Raw genomic sequence first — 19,787 nt, 5'->3', positions numbered from 1 at the left:
CGGGTAGCCTAATATTTTAAGTACTGCTTTAATAATAAATGATTTATGTCCTGAGATGACCTGATCGATCTCTTCAGATTACATTGCCTAAAATCCCCGAAACCCGGAAGCCAATCTCCTGATGGACAAATGATAATCAAAGGTAATATACCTGTGGTAAAGAAAATGTAAAAGAAATGTCAGCATCGGTTTTTCCTATGGTAGCCGGTATAGTAGGAGAAACTGCTTAACCTTTATTCAGCTGCCTCTGTTGAAGCTTTTCCACAAGTGCTGTCAGTAGTTTATCGACTTTCTGTTCGATTTCCTGCTGGGTAGGGAGCTCTTTATGCCCATATAACCAGAATAGTGATAGCCTGCAGCCGTTGGCCTGGCAGAGCTGCCATAGAGGTTCTTTACGCTTCCGATAGGCCTCTCTGAGTAGTCTTTTTACGCGGTTGCGCCGGGCAGCCTGTTTAAAGAATTTTTTGCTGCAGCTAAAACCCGCCTGAATAGGCACTGGGGCAAGCTGCTTGTTCTTCAAACCTTCATTTGGCCTTGCCGGTGCATCTTCAGCGTGAACTTCATAAAACAAACGGATAGGAGACACTGTCACAAATTTTCTGGCTCTAAATAGCTGATCAATTTGCTTGCGGCTTTTAAGTTTTTCGGGTTTGCCCAGCGTTTGCTTCATGATTAAAAAAAGTGAATAATTTTCTATGATCCAATCACGCATCCATCGGACAAATATACGACAGAAGGTGGTGTAAACAGGAGAGGAGTATTAAATGAAAAAGCGCTATAAAATAATATTTTACAGCGCTTTTGTCAATATTGTAAAGAGTCTGAACTCTTAGATCTTATTTTAATTTCCTTTCATCAGAAACCGTTAATTTTTTACGGCCTTTTGCGCGACGGGAAGCCAATACCTTGCGGCCATTAGCAGAAGACATGCGCTCACGGAATCCGTGTACAGATTTACGGCGGCGGTTATGTGGTTGAAATGTACGTTTCATCAGTTCTTTTTTTTAATAATTTTGACTATATAATTAACTCTAAAACAAAACAGCGACCATTAACTGCTTTTGTTGTGAAAGGTGGGCAAAAGTACATCATTTTACCCAATTAGAAAAAATATTAGACTAATTTCTCAAAATTTGCTTATTACCTCTCAACGATCAGTGGGTGTCTTGAATATAGAGAAGGGTGATGATTTCAGTTTATAGCTATATGGATATATAACCACCTGATTACCATTATGCACTTTGATGCTTGAATTGATTTCCACGCTACTGTTACTGCCTGAGTTAACGCGTGGTTCCGTGAATGAACCCGGATTAATGAACCGGAACTTCCCCAGACTGGATAAGCTGGTTACGTCTCCGTTGCTATTGCCGGAAGAAATAGAGGATAAGGAGAAAAAAGATGTCGGGCTCTGAATATCTTTCAGGCTGAATTTTTCGGTTTTATCTTTCTTTTTATCCTTGTCCTTATCGTCGTCCCTATAGGCATTCGTGCTGCTGAAAGATGCAAAAGACATCGCCACCATCGTGCTGAACACCACGGTAAAAATAATCTTTATATTTAATATCTTTCTTAACATCACTGCAAAGGTACAACCTTTGTTAAAGATTGCAAAAATTATTTTTTAATTTCAGGTTAAGTAATTATTAACAAATGTGCATTATTTCAGGAGGTTATATATTTGAGCTGATATTTATCCAGATATGCACATACCCGGGTGTAAATTGTTGGTCGTTTCATATTACTGGCCTACATTAGAGTAATCGGATGAAGGCGTTAGTTTGGAGCAAGCCAGGATATAAGTGTTCGTATCTGGATGAGAATCAATGTTTTTTAAGAAGTGGCTAGAGAGGATGGAAGACGGCTTACCGGAAAGATCTTGAATATTTTGGTAAAATTCTGTTTGGGGGTTTATCTGATCGGATAATGATTAATATTGCAGGGGTCAGCATGACGAATGGCCAAGGTAACATTAGAGCGGGTCAGTCGTCTAAAGAACAGTGAGGTCGAGAAAGGGAAGTTGAAAGCTGCCTGCCACGGCAAAGCCTCAATTTTCCATCCAGGCACAAAAAGATTTAGAGGTGAACCACATTAGATACAATATTTTAAAAAAGAGGGTCTATGCGGGAAGATAATTACAGAGAAGAACAGCGGTCATTGAAAGAGTGGTTGGCGATGTATGAACAGCTTCGCACGGGAGCCGCCAATGTTTTTCTGGAAGAAGACGTTTTCTTGATGATTATAGAATATTATGATGAACAGGATAAAGTGAAAAAGGCAATGGAGGCTGTCGATATTGCCCTTGAGTATTATCCTTATTCTACACCGCTTCTGGTAAAAAAAGCGGATTATCTGATCGTCTATAAGCAGCTTGACCAGGCGATGGAGGTTTTAGATCAGGCGATGATCTATGACAGCCGCGATGTGAATATTTATATACTCAAGACAGAGGCACTCCTGGCCATGAAAAAGAAAATGGAGGCCAAGGAGATCCTGCAGGCGGCAATGGAATTATTTGAAGGAGAAGAACTGGCAGATTTGTTATTCGAGTTGGCAGATGTATTCGATGACTATGAATTATACAATGATGTCTTTAATTGTCTGGTCTCCATATTAGAAATAGATCCTAACAATGAAGAAGCGCTGTATAAAATCTGTTTCTGGACAGATTTTACAAACAGGCACTATGAAGGCATCCAGATTTACAAGCGGATCATCGATGCCTATCCCTATAATGATCTGGCATGGTTTAACCTGGGAGCGGCTTATCAATGCATTAAACGATATGAAAAAGCGCTGGACGCCTATGAATATGCGATAGCGATCAATGAAAAGTTTGATTACGCCTATCGGAATATGGGTGACGCACTCATTCATATGCGCAGATATAAAGAGGCGATCGAAGTCCTGAAAAAAACACTGGAGCTCTCCAAGCCGGACAGCATTGTTTATGAGGCGATCGGGTATTGCTACCATAGACTACTGAACGGGGAAAACGCCCGGTTCTATTTCCGAAAGGCTATTAATATGAGCCCGACGGAAAGTAAGCTGTATTATAAGATAGCGCTCACTTATATGGATGAGATGAAATGGTCACAGGCTTTAAAATCACTGGATACCGCCATGGCATTCAATCAGGATGCCTATGAGTATGAGCTTGCCAAGGGCGAGTGTCTGATGAATATGGAAGAGTACACAGAAGCCATTTATTCTTTCGGCACAGTCGTAAAGCATCGCAGAAAAAGTGTCACAGGCTGGTCTAACCTGATTAAATGCATGTATCTGGCAGGTGCTTATGAAGACGCGGAAGAGCAGGCAGCTATGGCTTATGAGCTGACCGGCGGTAAAGCTATTTTCTTGTATTTTACAGCATTTGCACAGTATGAACAGGGAAGAGTAGCGGATGCGCTCATCAATCTGGAATCAGCGCTGGTCGCCTCTCCCAAGCAATTTAAAAAAGTGGTTGAACTCAATCCGGCCATATTACAAAACCATCGGGTGGTGAGTTTGCTGGCTCAGTATAAGAAACCGAAAAAATAAGCCCAATTATGAATTTATTGATTTTGAAAGCTCATTTCAATCAATAAGCTTATTTTTGCGCACAAGTAAAAACTTTCTTAGATGAATTTTAAATTATCTCAGATCCCTGAGCGAACAACCTCCCCAAGAGAATTTGGACTCACAATGGTTATGGATAAAGGCCTGAGTCTGGAAGAAGCAAAAAATTTTGTCAGCATCGGTAAACCCTACATAGATATCGTCAAACTGGGATTCGGGACCTCCATGGTAACGCCTAATCTCAAAGAGAAAATTGATATCTACCGTTCCAATAATATTGCCGTTTATTTTGGCGGCACCCTGTTTGAAGCGTTTTTGATTCGCAATCAAATTGATGAATATATCGGGATCTGTAAAGATTACGGTATCGACTATATGGAAGTCAGTGATGGCTCCATTTCCATTCCCCATGCAGAGAAATGTGGTTACATAGAAATGCTGACCAAGCATGCGACCGTTCTGAGTGAAGTTGGCAGCAAGGATGCGACCAACATCATGGCGCCATACAGGTGGATTCAGCTGATGCAGGATGAACTTGCGGCCGGGGCCTCTTATGTGATCGCAGAAGCCAGAGAGGCGGGTAACGTCGGATTATATCGTGACAGCGGAGAAGTAAGACAGGGACTCGTCAATGAGATCCTTACAAAAATTCCAAAAGAAAAAATTATTTGGGAAGCGCCTCAGAAAAATCAGCAACTCTATTTTCTGGAACTCTGCGGCTGTAATGTCAACCTGGGTAACATTGCACCGGCAGAAATCATTCCTTTGGAAACCATGCGTATCGGTCTGCGTAGTGATACGTTCCACCTATACCTGAATAAAGATCATCAAAGTACCTACTAATCGCCCAGATTTATTTAAGCACGCATGAAAAAATACGGGATCATCGGACTGCCACTTGGCCACTCATTTTCCAAAAAATATTTTGAGGAAAAATTTAAAGAGGAAGGGCTGGCAGATTGCGTATTTGAAAATCATGAGCTCAGCAAGATTGAAGAAGTTGAAAAATTGATACAGGATCCTGCGCTAAAAGGATTCTGTATTACGATTCCTTATAAAAAAGCCATTATTCCTTATCTGGATGAACAGTCTGAGGCCGTTCAGGCTATTGAGGCCTGTAACTGTGTTCAGATCGTGGGTGGCAGGCTTAAGGGATATAACACAGATGTAGCCGGCTTTGAGCGTTCATTTCTGCCGCATCTGAATCCACAGGATAAAAAGGCCTTGATACTGGGTACCGGCGGTGCGGCTGCGGCCATCTGTTTTGTTTTACAAAACCTGGGTATCGGCTATAAGTTTGTTTCCAGAAACCCGGCGCCCGGCCAGCTCTCTTATCAGGATATCAAAGACCCGGAGATACTGAAGACGTATACGGTTATAATCAACTGTAGTCCGGTAGGGACTTATCCAAAACAAGATCAGGCGCCGGACCTGGCCTATGAGCAACTGAGCTCTGCGCATTACCTCTATGACCTGGTGTACAATCCGCCACTTACGCGGTTTTTGGAACTGGGAAAGCGCCAGGGGGCCAGGATCCAGAATGGTTATCCCATGCTGGAAATCCAGGCGGAAGAAAACTGGAAGATCTGGAACGCGTAAAACAGGCGTGCTGATTGCTAATGTAAAAGGATGCTTTCAATAAAGGATGCAACCGGACGTTACTATATTCAACATCAGCACGGTTCTTATGGATGCGCGCATTAACGATCTGTTATAGCTTATAATTATTACTTAAGTTTATTTTGCATCGCTGTCGCTGAGGTAGCATTCACTGTGTTAACTAAACTATGACTAAGAAAAACGATCCAGATGGCAGGCCATTCCATAAAGTCTCTGCCGTTTTTTGTTACTGGTTGATAACCGGCATTTTCTTAATAGGCATCCAGTCTGCAGTCCGGGCGGGCGTTAAAACAGCCGCTGGTGATCCCCATGTTGATTCTGTTCCTGAAAACCTGCCGGCAGGACTATTTGCCCAACCGAAAATATATGCCGCACCGAGGGCGCAACATGCTATAAAGATTGATGGCCGCCTGGAGGATCCGGCATGGCAAGCTGCGAAGTGGTCCGATCTCTTTTCAGACATTGCGGGCATTTCAAAATTAAAAGGCATCCGGATAGATCAAGCCGCGGACATATTGGCTACCCGCGTAAAAATGTGCTGGGACGCCCAGTTCCTCTACATCGCAGCGGAACTGAAAGATCAGGATCTCTGGGCCACGCTCCGGAAGCGGGATACGATCATTTACCATAATAATGACTTTGAAGCTTTTTTTACGACCGGCCCCGATGTATCCAGCTATTATGAACTGGAAATTAATCAACTAGGCACTGTACTGGATCTCATGATGACACGCCCCTACAGGAATGGCGGCAGAGCGGTGATCCATTGGGACCTGAAAGGTCTTCAGTCAGCCGTGCAGCTCCATGGGACCGTAAATAATCCGGAAGATAAAGACAGCAGCTGGACCGTAGAAATGGCTATCCCATTTAGCAGTGTGCTGAGCTTTGGTCAGCGGACACCTGCACGCGGTACCTACTGGCGCATGAATTTCTCCCGGGTACAGTGGGATCTGACGACAATTAATAAGCGTTATGAAAGAAAAACGATCCATGGCAGGAGGGTTGCTGAACATAATTGGGTCTGGTCTCCGCAGGGTATCGTGGATATGCATGCTCCTGACAGATGGGGCTATTTGTTTTTTACAAACGACAGCACAGCACTACCCGTTTTACCTTTTATCGAAAAACAAAAAGCTGTTCTGTGGAAGCTCTATTACCTGCAGAAATTTCAGTTTGCCCGACATCAAAAATATGCCTTAACTTTAAGGGAGCTCGGCGTGACGGACAATAAGGCAGTGTTAAACGAAAACGGTCAGACCGAAAGATATACATTGCATATGAACGCCGGTAAGAACTGGTTTCGGGTCGCGCTGGTAGCGGAAAATGGAGATGAGCTGCTTGCCCTGGATCAAAATGGACTGATCAGGGGAGAAAGGCAGAACTGATCTGTTTACCTTTGGGCTACGACAGGGAATTAATCAATGAGTCAAATAAGAATACTTAATCATTAAAGAGAAATCTAATGAAGGACAATAGACGCGATTTTCTCAAGAAAACACTTTTGGCTTCGGCCGGTGTCGCAACAGCGCCCTTAGCCATGGCGGCATATACGCATCCGTCCGGTCAAGAAAAGCAAGAGGATCTTACGAAAGGCGCCGCAAAAAAAGTACTCCGGAACTGGGTTTGGATCAATCCTGATCCTAAAAAAACGTCAGAAGAAATGCAGACGACTTATTCAGCCTACGCGAAGGCGGGTATTACAGGTGTTTTTTTTGAAAATGACAGTGAGGCGCATTTTAGGGCCGCGAAAAAGCAAGGCCTGGAAACCCATCGCTGGATGTGGACCATGAACCGGGGTGAAAAGGAACTGCTGAAGGAACACCCTGACTGGTATGCGGTGTCCAGATCGGGTAAAAGCTGTGCAGATCATCCGCCCTATGTAGATTATTACAGATGGCTGTGCCCGTCTAAAGAAACCACTCTGAGCTATTTGCAGCAACAGGTAAGCCAGATACTGGCATTCGATTATGTGGATGGCATCCACCTGGATTATGTCCGTTATTGTGATGTGATCCTGCCCGTGAATCTGTGGTCCAATTATGACCTGATACAGACCAAAGAACTGCCGGACTATGATTTCTGTTACTGTGACCATTGCCAGCAGCGCTTTCAACAATGGAGCGGCGAGACATTGAAAGATATAACCTATCCGGACGCCAGCCTTTCATGGCGGCAGTTTCGCTATAATCAGATTACTAATATTGTGAACCATCTGGCAGAGATCGCGCATGGAGCCGGTAAGAAGATCACTGCTGCCGTATTCCCGACACCTGAAGTAGCCAGAAGAAATGTGCGCCAGGACTGGACCTACTGGAATATGGATGGTGTCTGTCCCATGATTTACCACGGTTTCTATAAAGAAAATACGCGCTGGATCGGTGACGCGGTTGCCGAGGGTGTACATTTTCTGCACGGGAAAATGCCGTTGTATGCGGGACTCTATCTGCCTGACTTTAAAAACAGCGGTGACCTGAAAGAGGGTATCCGTTATGCGCTGGAAAATGGCGCCGGAGGTATCTCTTTTTTCGGAAGCGTGAAAGACGGTGACCTGGCTTGTCTTGAGGAAGTCAGCCGCCAGTTTTTATCAAAGTAAGCCCCCGATATTTAATCACTGGCCGTTACAATCTTAAAGGGCATCCTGTTTCGTGTTGAACCGATCAGGATGCCCTTTGATAGCGCAGCTAAGTAAGACTTAGAAGGTAGCTGTGATACCGGTATAGTTCTCCGGCGTAATCCTGCGCAGCTCGTCTTTGATCTCTTTAGCGACTTTAAGTGAAGTGATAAACTTTTGGATATCCTTTTTCGTAATAGATGCTTTGCCGCGGGTAAGATCTTTCAGCGCTTCGTAAGGATTCGGGTAATTTTCCCGGCGCAGGATGGTCTGGATTGCTTCTGCGACCACCGCCCAGTTATTATCCAGGTCCGCTCTGAGTTTAGCTTCATTGAGCAGTAATTTACCGAGCCCCTTCTCGATGGAGCGCAGCGCGATGAGCGTATGTGCGACAGGAACACCCAGGTTGCGCAGCACCGTTGAGTCCGTTAAATCACGCTGTAAACGGCTAATGGGCAATTTGGCGGATAAATGCTCTAACAGTGCATTGGCAATACCGAGGTTACCCTCTGCATTTTCAAAGTCAATCGGGTTGACCTTGTGAGGCATGGCCGATGACCCGACTTCCCCTTTTTTTGTTTTCTGCTTAAAATAATCCATGGATACATAGGTCCATATGTCGCGACACAGATCGATCAGGATATTGTTGATTCTTTTAATGCCGTCAAATTGTGCTGCCAGCAGATCATAGTGTTCAATCTGCGTGGTAAACTGCATCCGCTGCAGCCCCAGTCTTTCTTCTACAAATTCATTGCCCAGTTTCACCCAGTCTTTTTTAGGGAAGGCAACCTGATGCGCATTGAAATTACCGGTGGCGCCCCCAAATTTAGCTGCAAAGGGAACAGCCGTCAAAAGATCGATCTGATGGATCAGTCGCTCGACAAAAACCATCCACTCTTTTCCCAGCGTTGTAGGAGAAGCCGGCTGTCCATGTGTTCTGGCCAGCATGGGAATGGTTTTCCAGTCGGAAGCCATCTGCTGCAGGTGCATTTGCAGATTCAGCAGGGCAGGCAAGTACTGGGTTTCTACCGCGTCTTTCCAGCCTAAAGGGATTGCGGTATTATTGATATCCTGGGAAGTCAGTCCAAAATGGATCCATTCTTTTAAATGGCTCAGTCCGAGCGTGTCCAGGATCTCTTTTAAAAAGTATTCAACCGCCTTTACGTCATGATTAGTGATTTTCTCAATCTCTTTGATACGCACCGCATCTTCCAGGCTGAACTGATCGGCCGCCTCCAGCAGTTTATTTTTATCCTTGGCCGGCAATTTGAAGATTTTCTTATCGGCCAGGAAAATAAAGTACTGTATTTCTACATACACACGGTACCTGATCAGGGCATATTCAGAGAAAAAGCCCTCCAGTTGTGTCACCTGTGGATGGTAACGGCCATCAACAGGGGAGATGGCTGTAAGGTGGTGAAGATCCATTCTATTTGGTTTTTGCTAACGTTTGAATATTTTGATAAATGTTATCTTTGCGGGCAAATTTACAGCATTTGAAGAAGATAAAAGTCGCAGCCGTTAGTTATTTAAATACCAGACCTTTAATATATGGTGTAAAACGGTCCCCGGAGTTGCTGGAGCAGATGGAATTAGTGGAGGATTTTCCGGCAAAAATAGGTAAGATGCTGGTAGATAATGAAGTAGACCTTGGATTGATTCCGGTTGCTTATATACCACAGATGAAAGAGTGGAAGATCGTATCGGATTATTGTATCGGTTCCGTGGGTTCTGTAGAGACGGTTTGTCTGTTCAGTGATGTACCGGTTGATGAAATAGAAACGGTATTGCTGGATTATCAGAGTTTCAGTTCCATTAATCTCTGTAAAGTGATTTTCCATCATTTCTGGAAAAAAAACGTGGTCTATCAGGCGGCAAAGCCCGGTTATATTCAGCAGATCAAGGGAACCACCGCGGGTGTGATCATCGGAGACCGGGTATTTGAACAGAAATATGGCGCACAGCCACAGAAGTATATTTATGATCTGGCAGAGGTCTGGACCGACTTTACGGGACTTCCTTTTATGATGGCTGCCTGGATTGCCAATAAAACCCTTCCTGAATCTTTTATTAAGGCTTTTAATTTGGCCAATAAGGAGGGACTTGATAATTTAGCTGCGGTATCAGCAGAGATCCCTTATGATTATTTTGACCTGGAGACCTATTTCAGAGAAAAAATCAGCTACGAGGTCAATCCCGACAAAATAAAAGCATTGGACTTGTTTTTAAAGCTCATGCAGGCGTTACCAGCCTAAATAGGTACCTTTACAGGTCACGAGATCATGCTTTACAGCACAAAAACTAAATATGAATACAGAAAAGTTATTTCGCATCATAAGCGCCATTTTAATGCCCATTGTTTTTATTCTGGCCTTTATTATGATTCCCTTTGTGTTCATTTCTTTCAGTAACCCGGTGATGCTGCTCGGCGTCTTCGTATTTGCCTGTGTAGTGATCTATATGGTAAAATCAGTCCAGTTTTTCCGGCGTAACATTGTACCGGGAATGCCTGCCAAGGCGGGTAACAGAGACTGGATCCGCGTCAATGCTTTTGTATCCATTTTCTTTGTGTTGCAGATCCTGTATAATGCCTATTATCTGTTCTTTATGCATAAGGAGATAATGACAACCCTGCAGGTCTGGATCAATACCATGGAGGACGCGCAAGGCACGACCTCCATGCCTGTTTCTGCTGAGCTGGTGTATGGTGCGCTAAAAAATCTGATGATCTTCTTTTTGATATTTGATGTTTTACTCGCCGTACATATTGTCTGTAGTTTTAAGCTGCTTAAAAAATATAAAGAGCTGTTTGTGCATCAGTAAGCATAATCCCCTTTCAGGAAATTTTCAATCCCGGCCAGCAGTCTCCCGATAGTTGGTATCTTTGGCCCACTCAGGGTCTTGCGCCTTGATCTAAGGAAATGATTCATACAGTAACATTCGATAAAGTGAGCGGCAGCGAAATAAACGCACCGCTGCTGGATATCCGGAGCCCTGCAGAATATGCCAAAGGGCATATTCCGGGCGCACTGTCGCTGCCGCTGTTCACCGATGACGAGAGAGCTGCCATTGGCACCACCTATAATCATCAAGGCCGGCAGGCCGCCATCCTTAAGGGGTTTGATATTACAGGACCCAAATGGTCAGGGTATATTAAAAAGGCGCTCGAGCTGGCACCGGATCAAAAAGTCATTTTACATTGCTGGCGGGGCGGCATGCGGAGCGAAGCCATGGCCTGGGCACTCAGCCTGTATGGATTTGAGGTATATGTCATTAAGGGGGGCTATAAAGCCTTTCGCAGGTGGGCACATACGTTATTTAGCCAGCCGCTGAATCTGGTGGTCCTGTCAGGGAAGACAGGGTCCAATAAAACGGGTATTTTGCAGGCACTGGCTAGCCGGCAGCAGGTACTGGATCTGGAAGCGCTGGCCTGTCATCAGGGCTCCGCCTATGGCAGCATGGGCCGCCTGATACAGCCCACCCAGGAGCAATTTGAAAATAATCTGGCCTGGCAGCTCAAGGACCTGGATTGTTCAAAGACTGTCTGGATCGAAGATGAAAGTATCACCATTGGCAGATGTGCCGTTCCCGGCGGACTCTGGACACAACTGTGTGCGGCGCCGGCTGTAGAGCTGGAAGTGCCGCTGGAGGCCAGGGTGGAAATATTGAACAGTCAATATGGTATATTAGATAAAGCCTTTCTCACGGAGGCGACCCTTAAAATTAAAAAGAGACTGGGGCCGGATCAGACCAGGGCGGCAACCGAAGATATTCAAAGCGGAAACATGCGTGCTTTTATAAGACGTGTCCTGATGTATTATGATAAAGCGTATGTCAAGTCACGTAAACCAGGGGCCGCTAAAAGCTGGGTCACGGCACTGTCCGTGACAGATCCGGCAGATGTATCCGGCGCCGCCGATTTATTAATACAAGTGGCAGCGCAGCGATCTGCGGCTACTATGCGGCATGCATCCGATTAAAACAGACGATAACTTAGAATAGAATAATGATGAACATAACATCTTCCCCCGATACAACCGCTGCTACGGCACCGGTTAAATTAACCGCTTATTCTCATGGAGCCGGCTGTGGCTGTAAGATCAGTCCGGCGATACTGGACGCTATTTTGCCAGAGGGAGATCATGCCTTTAAGGATGCACGTCTCATAGTCGGCAATCAGATGCGGGATGACGCGGCGGTTTGGCAAATCGATGATCAGCAGTCTCTCATCTCAACGACCGATTTTTTTATGCCGATTGTAGATGATCCTTTTGATTTTGGCCGGGTGGCTGCCGCGAATGCCATTAGCGATGTGTATGCCATGGGCGGTAAACCTGTTGTGGCACTGGCCATTCTGGGCTGGCCGGTTAAGCTGCTGCCGATTGAACTGGCGGGAAGGGTACTGGATGGCGCAAGGGCCATTTGCGCCGAGGCTGGGATAAGCCTGGCCGGTGGACACAGTATTGATACACCTGAGCCGATATTTGGATTAGCGGTCAACGGACTGATCCAAAACCGGCACCTGAAAAAAAATGCTACGGCTCAGCCGGGATGCCGGCTCTATTTGACCAAGCCGCTGGGTGTGGGTATTTTAGCGACGGCGCAGAAAAAAGGATTGATCAAAACAGGACATGCATTGGCTGCGCTGCAGAACATGACAACACTGAACAAGGCAGGCGCCGTATTTGGCACGCTGGATGAAGTAACAGCGATGACCGATGTGACGGGGTTCGGATTACTTGGTCATTTAAAGGAAATGTGCCAGGGCAGTCATGTAAACGGCGTGATTGAATTTGATAAAGTGCCTTTGCTGCCAGGGATCGAATCCTATCTGGATCAGGGGGCGGTTCCCGGCGGAACAGGCCGGAACTGGGAGAGCTACGGAAGGTGGATCGGACCGGTTACTGAAAAACAAAAACAGATTCTGGCAGATCCTCAGACCAGCGGTGGGTTACTGGTCGCCGTTAAAGAAGCCGCGGCATCAGCGTTTGAAAGAGTACTGGCCGCGCAGGGTCTCGGCGTGCACGCTATCGGATGGCTGGACGCGCGCAGCGCGGAAGACGAGGGCGCCTACATACGTGTGAAATAACAGCTAGTTATTGCTTTCCGTATCTCTGTGATTGCCGGGGTCTTTTGATCCGTCCTTCCTGAATAAATTGCCGATCAGGTTACCTGTTTTCTCTGCCACTTTACGTCCTTCGGAGAAAACGTCCAGTATGGTTCCTTCTTCCTGATGCAAATCGGTTAGCTTAGAATAAGTGGCTTTTTGCTGCGGATAGAGTAATATATAACTGAACTTGGCAAAATACTTATTCAGATAGTAGGCGGTCTTGGACAGCTTACTGTGATAGGAGCTATAGCCGGGTCTTGAAATGGCGACAATAAACAGGTCGTTGGGTTGTAACTCCCGGCTTAAAATCAAAAAATCATCCCAGTCATCCCAGTTTTCAAATGTCAGCGTCAGCGGTTTAGCGGTGGCCTGATTAATTACTTCAACCGCATTTTGAATGGTGGAATTGCAGTACACCACCAGGGGTAATCCGCTTTCCCTGGAAATCGTCAGGACTTTAGTCACCCAGTGGCTGAAGCCTTCTTCCCATTCAGCATGTTTATTCACGACAACAACAATTCTTGCCAGCGTATTAAAAGGCTGTACGGAATGGTGAACAAATACCGTTTGCTCCGTATGGGAGAGAATCTGATCGGTGGTCAGGCCAATCTGGCTCTTTTTACTACCTGACTGGGTTACGCCAATAATTATATCCGTGATCAGATGTTCTTTAATGGTGTAAAGAATGCCTTTGGAAACGCTTTGGTCATAACGGATAATAGGCGTAATAACCGTATCTGATCCGGCTGCCTGTTCCAGGGCTGTTTTCATCATTTTCTCTGATTCCTTCCTTTTGGACTCATCATCATTTTGCTCTTCTACGACGTGCAAAGCAAAACGCTCCGGTGCTTCTTTACGTGTATTCATCATAAGCGCCAGGTCAACGAGGTCACTGACAGTGTCCGGTTCATCAAAGCAAATCAGGACCTTGTCTTTATCTTCAGGAATTTCTTCTGTCGTCGCTGAAAGCTCTGCTTCAGCGATATTTTTGGATGCTCTTTCAACCATGAGGGAGCTCACCGTACAAGTGACTAAAATGGTCAGGATACTGCCGTTTAAAACATCCTCATTAAGTAAGCGAATAGGAGTTCCGTCGGGGGCTTCTCCCAGAATGACGTTATATCCAACTAAAATTACAGCCAGGGTCGCAGCTGCCTGGGCCATACTAAGCCCGCCGATAATCCGGCGCTGATCGCGGTTGAACCCAAATGATTTTTGTGCCAGCCAGGCGGCACCTATTTTCCCCAATAAGACCACGGCGATCATGACCAGGCCAACTTTAAGACCGCCGAGGCTACTGAAAAGCACCTTCACATTGACGAGCATGCCCACCCCTACCAGGAAAAAAGGGATAAAGATGGCGTTACCTACAAAACCGATCCGGTTCATCAGGGCCGAGTTATGCGGAATAAATTTATTGAGCGCCAGCCCGGTAAGGAAAGCGCCGACGATGGCTTCAATGCCTGCCACTTCCGCGAGGAAGCCGCCCAGAAAGACCATGGCCAATACAAAAATATATTGCCCGATACTGTCTTCGTAGTGTTTAAAGAACCATCTGGCAATCAGTGGAAATATGAATATGACCGTTAATCCAAAGAGGACCATGGAAATAGACAGGTTGAGCCAGAAACTGCTGCCGATTTCTCCCTGTGACATGCCGACGATAACGGCCAGTACCAACAAGGCCAGAATATCAGTAATCATGGTGCCGCCAATCGTAATGGTGACCGACGGATCGGTATTGATGCCATATCTGCTGGCGATGGGATAGGCCAGTAGCGTATGAGAGGCCATCATGGACGCGAATAAAATCGAGGTGGTCATTGAATAGCCTAATATGTAATAGCCGCCCACTATTCCAAGTATCATAGGCAGACAGAAGGTATACATGCCGAATAGCATACTGCGAAACTTATTCTTATTAAATTCTACCAGGTCGATTTCAAGGCCTGCCAGAAACATAATATAGAGTAAGCCCACTGTTCCGAACAGTACGATGCTGCTGTCTCTTAATAATAGATTGAACCCATAAGGGCCGACGATGACACCGGCAATGATCAGCCCGATGATATGTGGAATTTTTATCCGGTTCAGAAGTATTGGCGCAAATAAAATGATAAAGAGCACCAGTGAAAAGATGATCACCGGATTGGTTAATGGTAATGAAAAGTCTAAGGCGGTTATTAGGGTCATAATTGATCAATTAAGGTAAGTAGCACAGTAATACTTCCGGCGGATTACTGTTTTTTCATGGTTAGGTTATAGACGATCTGACAGCCTGGTCGTGTAATACTTCTTTTACCGGTCATGGATAAAGAATCGGCCGATTGCTGAAGAAATACGTTGATTTGAGCACCGCCCTCTGTTGCGGAATCTGCGGACTGTGCCGCCAGCTGCAACAGGCCATCCTGATAATTGCCGACATATACACGGCTTAAGACATTTTTAGTGTAGGCCTGCGCGATCACTGAACCGCCTGCCAGAGAAATGGCCCAGCGTTCTGTTTTGCTGTCTCCCACTGCCGAACCGGTACAGGTTGCCTGCGTGCAGATCATCTGCACTTCCCAGTTGCCCGCAAGATGAGGAAATCTGGCTTCAAGGGAATCTTGCAGGATGCTGGAACTGTCCAGGCTTTTGGCTAATTTTTGTAACCTGGCTTCTTTTAGTGCAAGTTCATTGGCTTTAAGGATCAGTTCCTGCTGCTGCTCCATGACCTGCTTTTCCCTGGCGGCCAGTTTCTGCTCCCTTTCAGCCTGTCCGCATCCAAGGGAGAATAACAGGGCAATAAGTAGGGATAAAATGGTTGTTTTACGATACATGAGGGCAATATAAAAAAATTGTTTTAGAATAATCTTCATAAATATAAGCAATTATTCAGTAAAATACTAGCCATCAGCAGTGTAGCGCAATGATTGCCTCCCTGGAAGCCCTGTTAGCAGATCTTTGCGTATATTTGATCAGCAGGGATTTGTTCGTTATAATCGTTTTTGAAAAATGGTGTATCTATGCAGGCAAAAGTACAGTTACATGTGACAACTCATGGTGGAGATATACAGGCACAGGATGTATTGATTGAACAAGACAGCGATGATCTGCCGCATCCAAGGCTTAGTTTTGCGACACCTTTTTTGCAGCATATGATTGCTGATCATTACCCTTCTTTGCATGTGGGCGATCAGTATAAGGAAAATACGCTCAACTTTACATTCCTTATTCAGCACGTTCATATCACCCTGACCACGGATCACTCAGGTGAAAAAAGAGTGATTGTGACCGGCATGCTGATGGATTAATGGGGGGCAGGAAAAAAGGGAACCATCCTTATGCAAGATGATTCCCGTACAAATGGATGAAAACTTCTGGAATAAAGGTTGCGTAGGCCTTTATGCCAAGATCCTTTAGGCGTATACCAGCCTTTGATTTTGCAGCTTGACTTTATGGTGCAGTCTCAGACCGCACTTATTCAATACAATACTACTGTCAAAATTTCTTCTGCGTAACTCTTCTCTTAATGCCTCGAGGTAGATTTTACGGATCGTGTTGCCCCCCAGACACCTGACTTGTTTATTAAACCGGTGTACCAGTTCGTCATCCGCCAGCCTCGAAAATTCATGCTGAAATAACAGCGCCTGCTCTTGTAGTAATACTTCGTAATCCATTGCAATATGTTTTTATAGTTAAAAAATATTGCATCAAAGAATGTTCATTAATCCGTGGATACTTTCAACTTTTTTGGTTTGTAAGACCCTCATCGTTTGACCACCGTAGCCTTTATCGCTCGGTTGGCGTCAGTAATAACCTACTCAATAACTACTTAACTTCTTGATGCGGATACAAAAATAGGAGACTATTATTTACCGGCCAAATAAATCTACTAATTTTGTAGACTAATAAATCTTGAGACTTATTATTGAATTTATTATCAACGTTTTAAGGAATAAAAAATTTTTCTGACACCGAAAAACAAAACAGCCTCCCGTTTTAAGCAATAAAACCGGCCTTCAAAAGTAGGTTAATTATGAACTAACCTGCCATACTGCGGGAAATAACGGCGCGCTTCAAAATCTGTATTGGCTGTTACTATATAACGATATTTGCATCTCTTACCAACGGCCGGGAAAAAAGAGTAATATTGTCTGCTTTTAAAGGTAGGGTAGTTACTCATTTTTCCTGATCCCGTCTATTTCCGTAAAAACGGCCGTCTTGCTGCCAGTTTACCGGTCCCTGTTTCTTTACAAAAACCGCTGTAAACATCCATTTGTACGGCGCGTACCAGATGCCGGAATTAAATTTGCCGATAAGAACTTTGATTAAAATCTGGTTCCAGCCTTTTTTTAGGTGAACGGTCGCTGGTATGCGGAAAGAATAGTTTTCATCGACATAGGGCGTCTCGGTGTTGCCTCTTTGCCCTGCTCTTACAAAGTCAGGTGGGGCAATGACAGTGCCGTTCAGCCAGATCTTGCTGGAGAGATTGTTCCAACTGCCGGCTTTCGGGGTACTGGTCGCGGTAGACCGGGAGAAATCATAAAATCCGATCCACATCCCGGCCGTGGTATCTGCCTCACTCCAATACCTGGCAAAAGCGTAGTAGGTGGTGTTTTCTTTCGGGTTTTTGAGTATCCCTTTAGCGGCAGGGTGCCAAAAATGCCGTAAAATAATCGTTGCACCGGTCGCGTTTAAGGTATCGGCTGCACCGGAAAAATCAAATCCCTTATCTTCCGGTGCAAAAGATTTTTCCAGATCGCCATTATTAGGGTAAGGGCCGATCAACTGCCACCGGATATTCGCTTGCCGCACATAGGGAAAAGGTTCCTTATAAAAGAAGGACTTTTTGATATCCAGCAGCCGGTTTTCAAACGCCTCAAATGCAAGGCGCTGTTCGGCCGCTGAATCCGGAATAAAAACCTCGTTAGACGTGTTGCCGCCACCGCACCACGCTCTTTCGGCAAAGCTGACCAGGGCGGGATAGGCAGGATTTTGAATCAGGTTATTAAGATCCGTACTTAACCTGCGGTCATTCCAGAGGCATAAGGTGCCCCCGAGATGATAAGTGTCGCCTTTTTGCACACCGCAGATGGCATGGTTGTATATGGAGGCAACGGACTCTTCGGCGTCCATATGGTTGATATATAAGTTTTTCGAATCAATGCGCTGGATATGATCTTCTGTCAGCCCCTTATCACTGCCCCATAACTGCCGGATGACTCCCGGATAATATTTGCCGCCCGGTGCCCAGCCGATCACTTTAATGCCTTTATCCTGCAATAGTTTCGTCACTGCCGGGATAAAGTCCTGCCGGGTGATTTTGACTTCATCGGCTCCGATATGGATATAGGGAAAATCATAGGTCGCCGCAATTTCTGTCAGTATTTTTTTGACCGTCGCCAGCCCTGAATCACTTTGCATGTCATAGCCCATGGCTCTTGTAAAAGCGGCGCTATGACCTGGCATATCGATCTCCGGCAAAAAAAGGATATACCGGTCCTTACAATATTTAATCAGTTCTTTAATTTCTGCCGTGGAATAATACTGGCCCTTGTCCCGCTCCATAAATCTGGGGTCTGTCAAAGCGGGAAAGGATCTGACCTGGAAGCGCCAGGCTTCGTTTTCCGTGGCGTGAAAATGGAAGACATTCAACTTCAGCGCCGCCATATGGTCGATCTGCCGCTTTAACAGGTCCATGGACTGGTAGTTTCTGCCGACATCTACCATATAGCCGCGCCAGCTATAAGCCGGCTCGTCACTAATCTTACAGCCATCAATAACCGACCCGTCACGCAGTAGTTGCCTGAGTGTCTGAAGTCCCCTGTACAGGCCTTCCTTGGTACCCGCTTTAATATTGATATGATGCTGATTGACTTCTAACTGATAGGCCTCCGCTGGGTTAACTGCAGTGCTTATTTTCTCTATCTTTAATTTAATGGACTGTTCAGTTTTGGACGGATCGTTGATCGACACCTGATAACCGGCGTCGCGGATGATTTTTTGTAAATCTACGGCCAGATCCCGTAAGCTGTCTTGACGTATCTCGATCGTTGTCGGGAGGTAAAGATCAAAGGACTGTCCGGTCCAGGTCAGTTCCCTGGGCAAAGGAACCAAAGCGGGCCTGGGTTGTACATCCTGCAAATAAGGATACAGAAAATGCTTCCAACGCTGGTAAGCCTCTCCTTTTAAGTGGAGACCGTCATTGGTCAACCCCGTATCAAAAAGTCCTGCCTGATCCGTGAATAAGTCATGGATGTTTAAGTAAGTATAGGGATAATCCTTATGCCCCGCATGGTCCGCCAGTGACCGGTTAATCGTTTTGATCTTGTCGCTATTACCTGTATGGGAGGGAAATTTGCCATAATAATCGTTTACCGGTGTCAGGCTCTGGATATATAGTTTTGTGTAAGGAGACTGCTGATGGATGATCCCGGCAATTAAGTATATATTTTTCAAAATACTGTCCGTGGAAATGCCTCTGGCCAGGTCGTTGGTGCCGATGAGTAAAAAGACCTTTGCCGGCCGGCGCCTGGTAACCTCGTCTAATCTGTTTAAAACACCCGCGGTGATATCGCCACTGATTCCGCGATTGATTATTCTGGCATCGTTATTAAAAAGTTCAGCCCACTCACCGCCATCCGTGATACTGTTTCCTAAAAAGATAATACTGTTACGATGGGTCGGTAGTGACCTGAATAACGATACCCTTTGCCGGTAATAGGTGGAAAACAAGCTGTCATCGAGCTGTGCGGGTGCTTTTAGCGGATGCCGGGTTTGACCGAAGGAAGGCAGCTGACACACTAAAAGAGCAGTAATGGTAAAAAGAAATGATTTCATGGCTTAAAGAGTCCTGGGATTTTAAATGAAGAAAATGTCCGGAGGAAATACAAGGCAGATATCACC

At 45.4% G+C, this 19,787-nt stretch carries 18 protein-coding genes; 10 read left to right on the top strand and 8 right to left on the bottom strand.

What is annotated here, in order from left to right; translation table 11 throughout:
- Positions 1 to 226 precede the first annotated feature (226 nt).
- The 3 genes from K9M52_RS02780 to K9M52_RS02770 all read right to left on the bottom strand — a co-directional run bounded on the left by K9M52_RS02780 (position 227) and on the right by K9M52_RS02770 (position 1,579).
- The gene (locus K9M52_RS02780) at positions 227 to 670 is read right to left on the bottom strand and encodes a ribonuclease P protein component (protein ID WP_224070548.1); all 444 of its coding nucleotides are present in this window, start codon (positions 668 to 670) and stop codon (positions 227 to 229) included.
- A gap of 166 nt (positions 671 to 836) precedes the next feature.
- Complete coding sequence (gene rpmH, locus K9M52_RS02775; RefSeq protein ID WP_146779922.1) at positions 837 to 992, bottom strand: 50S ribosomal protein L34; 156 nt, start codon at positions 990 to 992, stop codon at positions 837 to 839.
- A 155-nt stretch (positions 993 to 1,147) separates the two neighbouring features.
- Positions 1,148 to 1,579: a hypothetical protein gene (locus tag K9M52_RS02770; RefSeq protein ID WP_224070547.1), complete on the bottom strand. Its 432-nt coding sequence runs from the start codon at positions 1,577 to 1,579 to the stop codon at positions 1,148 to 1,150.
- Positions 1,580 to 2,121: 542 nt separating this feature from the next.
- On the opposite strand from K9M52_RS02770, the gene K9M52_RS02765 reads away from it, so the two are divergent.
- The 5 genes from K9M52_RS02765 (at position 2,122) to K9M52_RS02745 (ending at position 7,771) form a co-directional block, all read left to right on the top strand.
- The gene (locus tag K9M52_RS02765) at positions 2,122 to 3,540 is read left to right on the top strand and encodes a tetratricopeptide repeat protein (RefSeq protein WP_224070546.1); all 1,419 of its coding nucleotides are present in this window, start codon (positions 2,122 to 2,124) and stop codon (positions 3,538 to 3,540) included.
- A gap of 81 nt (positions 3,541 to 3,621) precedes the next feature.
- The gene (locus K9M52_RS02760; RefSeq protein WP_224070545.1) at positions 3,622 to 4,401 is read left to right on the top strand and encodes a phosphosulfolactate synthase; all 780 of its coding nucleotides are present in this window, start codon (positions 3,622 to 3,624) and stop codon (positions 4,399 to 4,401) included.
- Between the two features lie 24 nt (positions 4,402 to 4,425).
- A complete protein-coding gene (locus tag K9M52_RS02755; protein WP_224070544.1) occupies positions 4,426 to 5,157 on the top strand; it encodes a shikimate dehydrogenase family protein in 732 nt (243 codons plus the stop codon).
- A 188-nt stretch (positions 5,158 to 5,345) separates the two neighbouring features.
- Entirely contained in the window at positions 5,346 to 6,563 is a 1,218-nt protein-coding gene (locus K9M52_RS02750; RefSeq protein ID WP_224070543.1) for a carbohydrate-binding family 9-like protein, read from the top strand.
- A 77-nt stretch (positions 6,564 to 6,640) separates the two neighbouring features.
- On the top strand, positions 6,641 to 7,771 hold the full coding sequence (locus K9M52_RS02745) for a twin-arginine translocation signal domain-containing protein (protein ID WP_224070542.1): 1,131 nt from the start codon (positions 6,641 to 6,643) through the stop codon (positions 7,769 to 7,771).
- A 99-nt stretch (positions 7,772 to 7,870) separates the two neighbouring features.
- On the opposite strand, the gene purB is transcribed toward K9M52_RS02745, so the two are convergent.
- Positions 7,871 to 9,217 (bottom strand): adenylosuccinate lyase, encoded by a 1,347-nt coding sequence (purB, locus tag K9M52_RS02740; RefSeq protein ID WP_224070541.1) that lies wholly within the window; start codon positions 9,215 to 9,217, stop codon positions 7,871 to 7,873.
- 68 nt (positions 9,218 to 9,285) lie between these two features.
- On the opposite strand from purB, the gene K9M52_RS02735 reads away from it, so the two are divergent.
- The 4 genes from K9M52_RS02735 to selD all read left to right on the top strand — a co-directional run bounded on the left by K9M52_RS02735 (position 9,286) and on the right by selD (position 12,878).
- Entirely contained in the window at positions 9,286 to 10,044 is a 759-nt protein-coding gene (locus tag K9M52_RS02735) for a menaquinone biosynthetic enzyme MqnA/MqnD family protein (RefSeq protein WP_224070540.1), read from the top strand.
- Between the two features lie 52 nt (positions 10,045 to 10,096).
- Positions 10,097 to 10,612: a hypothetical protein gene (locus K9M52_RS02730; protein ID WP_224070539.1), complete on the top strand. Its 516-nt coding sequence runs from the start codon at positions 10,097 to 10,099 to the stop codon at positions 10,610 to 10,612.
- 98 nt (positions 10,613 to 10,710) lie between these two features.
- Entirely contained in the window at positions 10,711 to 11,769 is a 1,059-nt protein-coding gene (gene mnmH / locus K9M52_RS02725; protein ID WP_224070538.1) for a tRNA 2-selenouridine(34) synthase MnmH, read from the top strand.
- A 29-nt stretch (positions 11,770 to 11,798) separates the two neighbouring features.
- Positions 11,799 to 12,878, top strand: a complete 1,080-nt coding sequence (gene selD, locus K9M52_RS02720) for a selenide, water dikinase SelD (protein WP_262902431.1) — start codon at positions 11,799 to 11,801, stop codon at positions 12,876 to 12,878.
- Positions 12,879 to 12,881: 3 nt separating this feature from the next.
- Here the strand turns inward: selD and K9M52_RS02715 are convergent, their stop codons facing one another.
- Together K9M52_RS02715 and K9M52_RS02710 are read right to left on the bottom strand one after the other, a co-directional pair.
- Positions 12,882 to 15,092 (bottom strand): cation:proton antiporter, encoded by a 2,211-nt coding sequence (locus K9M52_RS02715; protein WP_224070536.1) that lies wholly within the window; start codon positions 15,090 to 15,092, stop codon positions 12,882 to 12,884.
- 44 nt (positions 15,093 to 15,136) lie between these two features.
- Positions 15,137 to 15,718, bottom strand: coding sequence for a hypothetical protein (locus K9M52_RS02710; RefSeq protein WP_224070535.1), 582 nt, complete (start codon positions 15,716 to 15,718; stop codon positions 15,137 to 15,139).
- 186 nt (positions 15,719 to 15,904) lie between these two features.
- Here K9M52_RS02710 and K9M52_RS02705 point away from each other — a divergent pair, with 186 nt between their 5' ends.
- Entirely contained in the window at positions 15,905 to 16,192 is a 288-nt protein-coding gene (locus K9M52_RS02705) for a hypothetical protein (RefSeq protein WP_224070534.1), read from the top strand.
- 105 nt (positions 16,193 to 16,297) lie between these two features.
- Here K9M52_RS02705 and K9M52_RS02700 read toward each other — a convergent pair whose 3' ends face one another.
- Positions 16,298 to 16,558 carry a hypothetical protein gene (locus K9M52_RS02700; protein WP_224070533.1) on the bottom strand — a complete coding sequence of 87 codons (261 nt, stop codon included), beginning with the start codon at positions 16,556 to 16,558 and terminating at the stop codon, positions 16,298 to 16,300.
- Between the two features lie 502 nt (positions 16,559 to 17,060).
- The gene (locus K9M52_RS02695; protein ID WP_224070532.1) at positions 17,061 to 19,721 is read right to left on the bottom strand and encodes a family 20 glycosylhydrolase; all 2,661 of its coding nucleotides are present in this window, start codon (positions 19,719 to 19,721) and stop codon (positions 17,061 to 17,063) included.
- Positions 19,722 to 19,787 lie beyond the last annotated feature (66 nt).

The organism is Arachidicoccus terrestris (assembly GCF_020042345.1).
GTDB classification, from domain to species: Bacteria; Bacteroidota; Bacteroidia; order Chitinophagales; family Chitinophagaceae; genus Arachidicoccus; species Arachidicoccus terrestris.
The sequence above is the reverse complement of the archived record's forward strand: the minus strand, read 5'-3'. Positions and strand labels throughout refer to the sequence as shown.

What these genes read in the sequence shown, in the direction of transcription:
- rpmH (WP_146779922.1), bottom strand. Translation starts at nt 992, where the DNA reads ATGAAACGTACATTTCAACCACATAACCGCCGCCGTAAATCTGTACAC.
- K9M52_RS02755 (WP_224070544.1), top strand. Translation starts at nt 4,426, where the DNA reads ATGAAAAAATACGGGATCATCGGACTGCCACTTGGCCACTCATTTTCC.
- K9M52_RS02770 (WP_224070547.1), bottom strand. Translation starts at nt 1,579, where the DNA reads ATGTTAAGAAAGATATTAAATATAAAGATTATTTTTACCGTGGTGTTC.
- K9M52_RS02715 (WP_224070536.1), bottom strand. Translation starts at nt 15,092, where the DNA reads ATGACCCTAATAACCGCCTTAGACTTTTCATTACCATTAACCAATCCG.
- K9M52_RS02700 (WP_224070533.1), bottom strand. Translation starts at nt 16,558, where the DNA reads ATGGATTACGAAGTATTACTACAAGAGCAGGCGCTGTTATTTCAGCAT.
- K9M52_RS02695 (WP_224070532.1), bottom strand. Translation starts at nt 19,721, where the DNA reads ATGAAATCATTTCTTTTTACCATTACTGCTCTTTTAGTGTGTCAGCTG.
- K9M52_RS02730 (WP_224070539.1), top strand. Translation starts at nt 10,097, where the DNA reads ATGAATACAGAAAAGTTATTTCGCATCATAAGCGCCATTTTAATGCCC.
- mnmH (WP_224070538.1), top strand. Translation starts at nt 10,711, where the DNA reads ATGATTCATACAGTAACATTCGATAAAGTGAGCGGCAGCGAAATAAAC.
- K9M52_RS02750 (WP_224070543.1), top strand. Translation starts at nt 5,346, where the DNA reads ATGACTAAGAAAAACGATCCAGATGGCAGGCCATTCCATAAAGTCTCT.
- K9M52_RS02760 (WP_224070545.1), top strand. Translation starts at nt 3,622, where the DNA reads ATGAATTTTAAATTATCTCAGATCCCTGAGCGAACAACCTCCCCAAGA.
- K9M52_RS02710 (WP_224070535.1), bottom strand. Translation starts at nt 15,718, where the DNA reads ATGTATCGTAAAACAACCATTTTATCCCTACTTATTGCCCTGTTATTC.
- selD (WP_262902431.1), top strand. Translation starts at nt 11,799, where the DNA reads ATGAACATAACATCTTCCCCCGATACAACCGCTGCTACGGCACCGGTT.
- K9M52_RS02705 (WP_224070534.1), top strand. Translation starts at nt 15,905, where the DNA reads ATGCAGGCAAAAGTACAGTTACATGTGACAACTCATGGTGGAGATATA.
- K9M52_RS02765 (WP_224070546.1), top strand. Translation starts at nt 2,122, where the DNA reads ATGCGGGAAGATAATTACAGAGAAGAACAGCGGTCATTGAAAGAGTGG.
- K9M52_RS02745 (WP_224070542.1), top strand. Translation starts at nt 6,641, where the DNA reads ATGAAGGACAATAGACGCGATTTTCTCAAGAAAACACTTTTGGCTTCG.
- purB (WP_224070541.1), bottom strand. Translation starts at nt 9,217, where the DNA reads ATGGATCTTCACCACCTTACAGCCATCTCCCCTGTTGATGGCCGTTAC.
- K9M52_RS02780 (WP_224070548.1), bottom strand. Translation starts at nt 670, where the DNA reads ATGAAGCAAACGCTGGGCAAACCCGAAAAACTTAAAAGCCGCAAGCAA.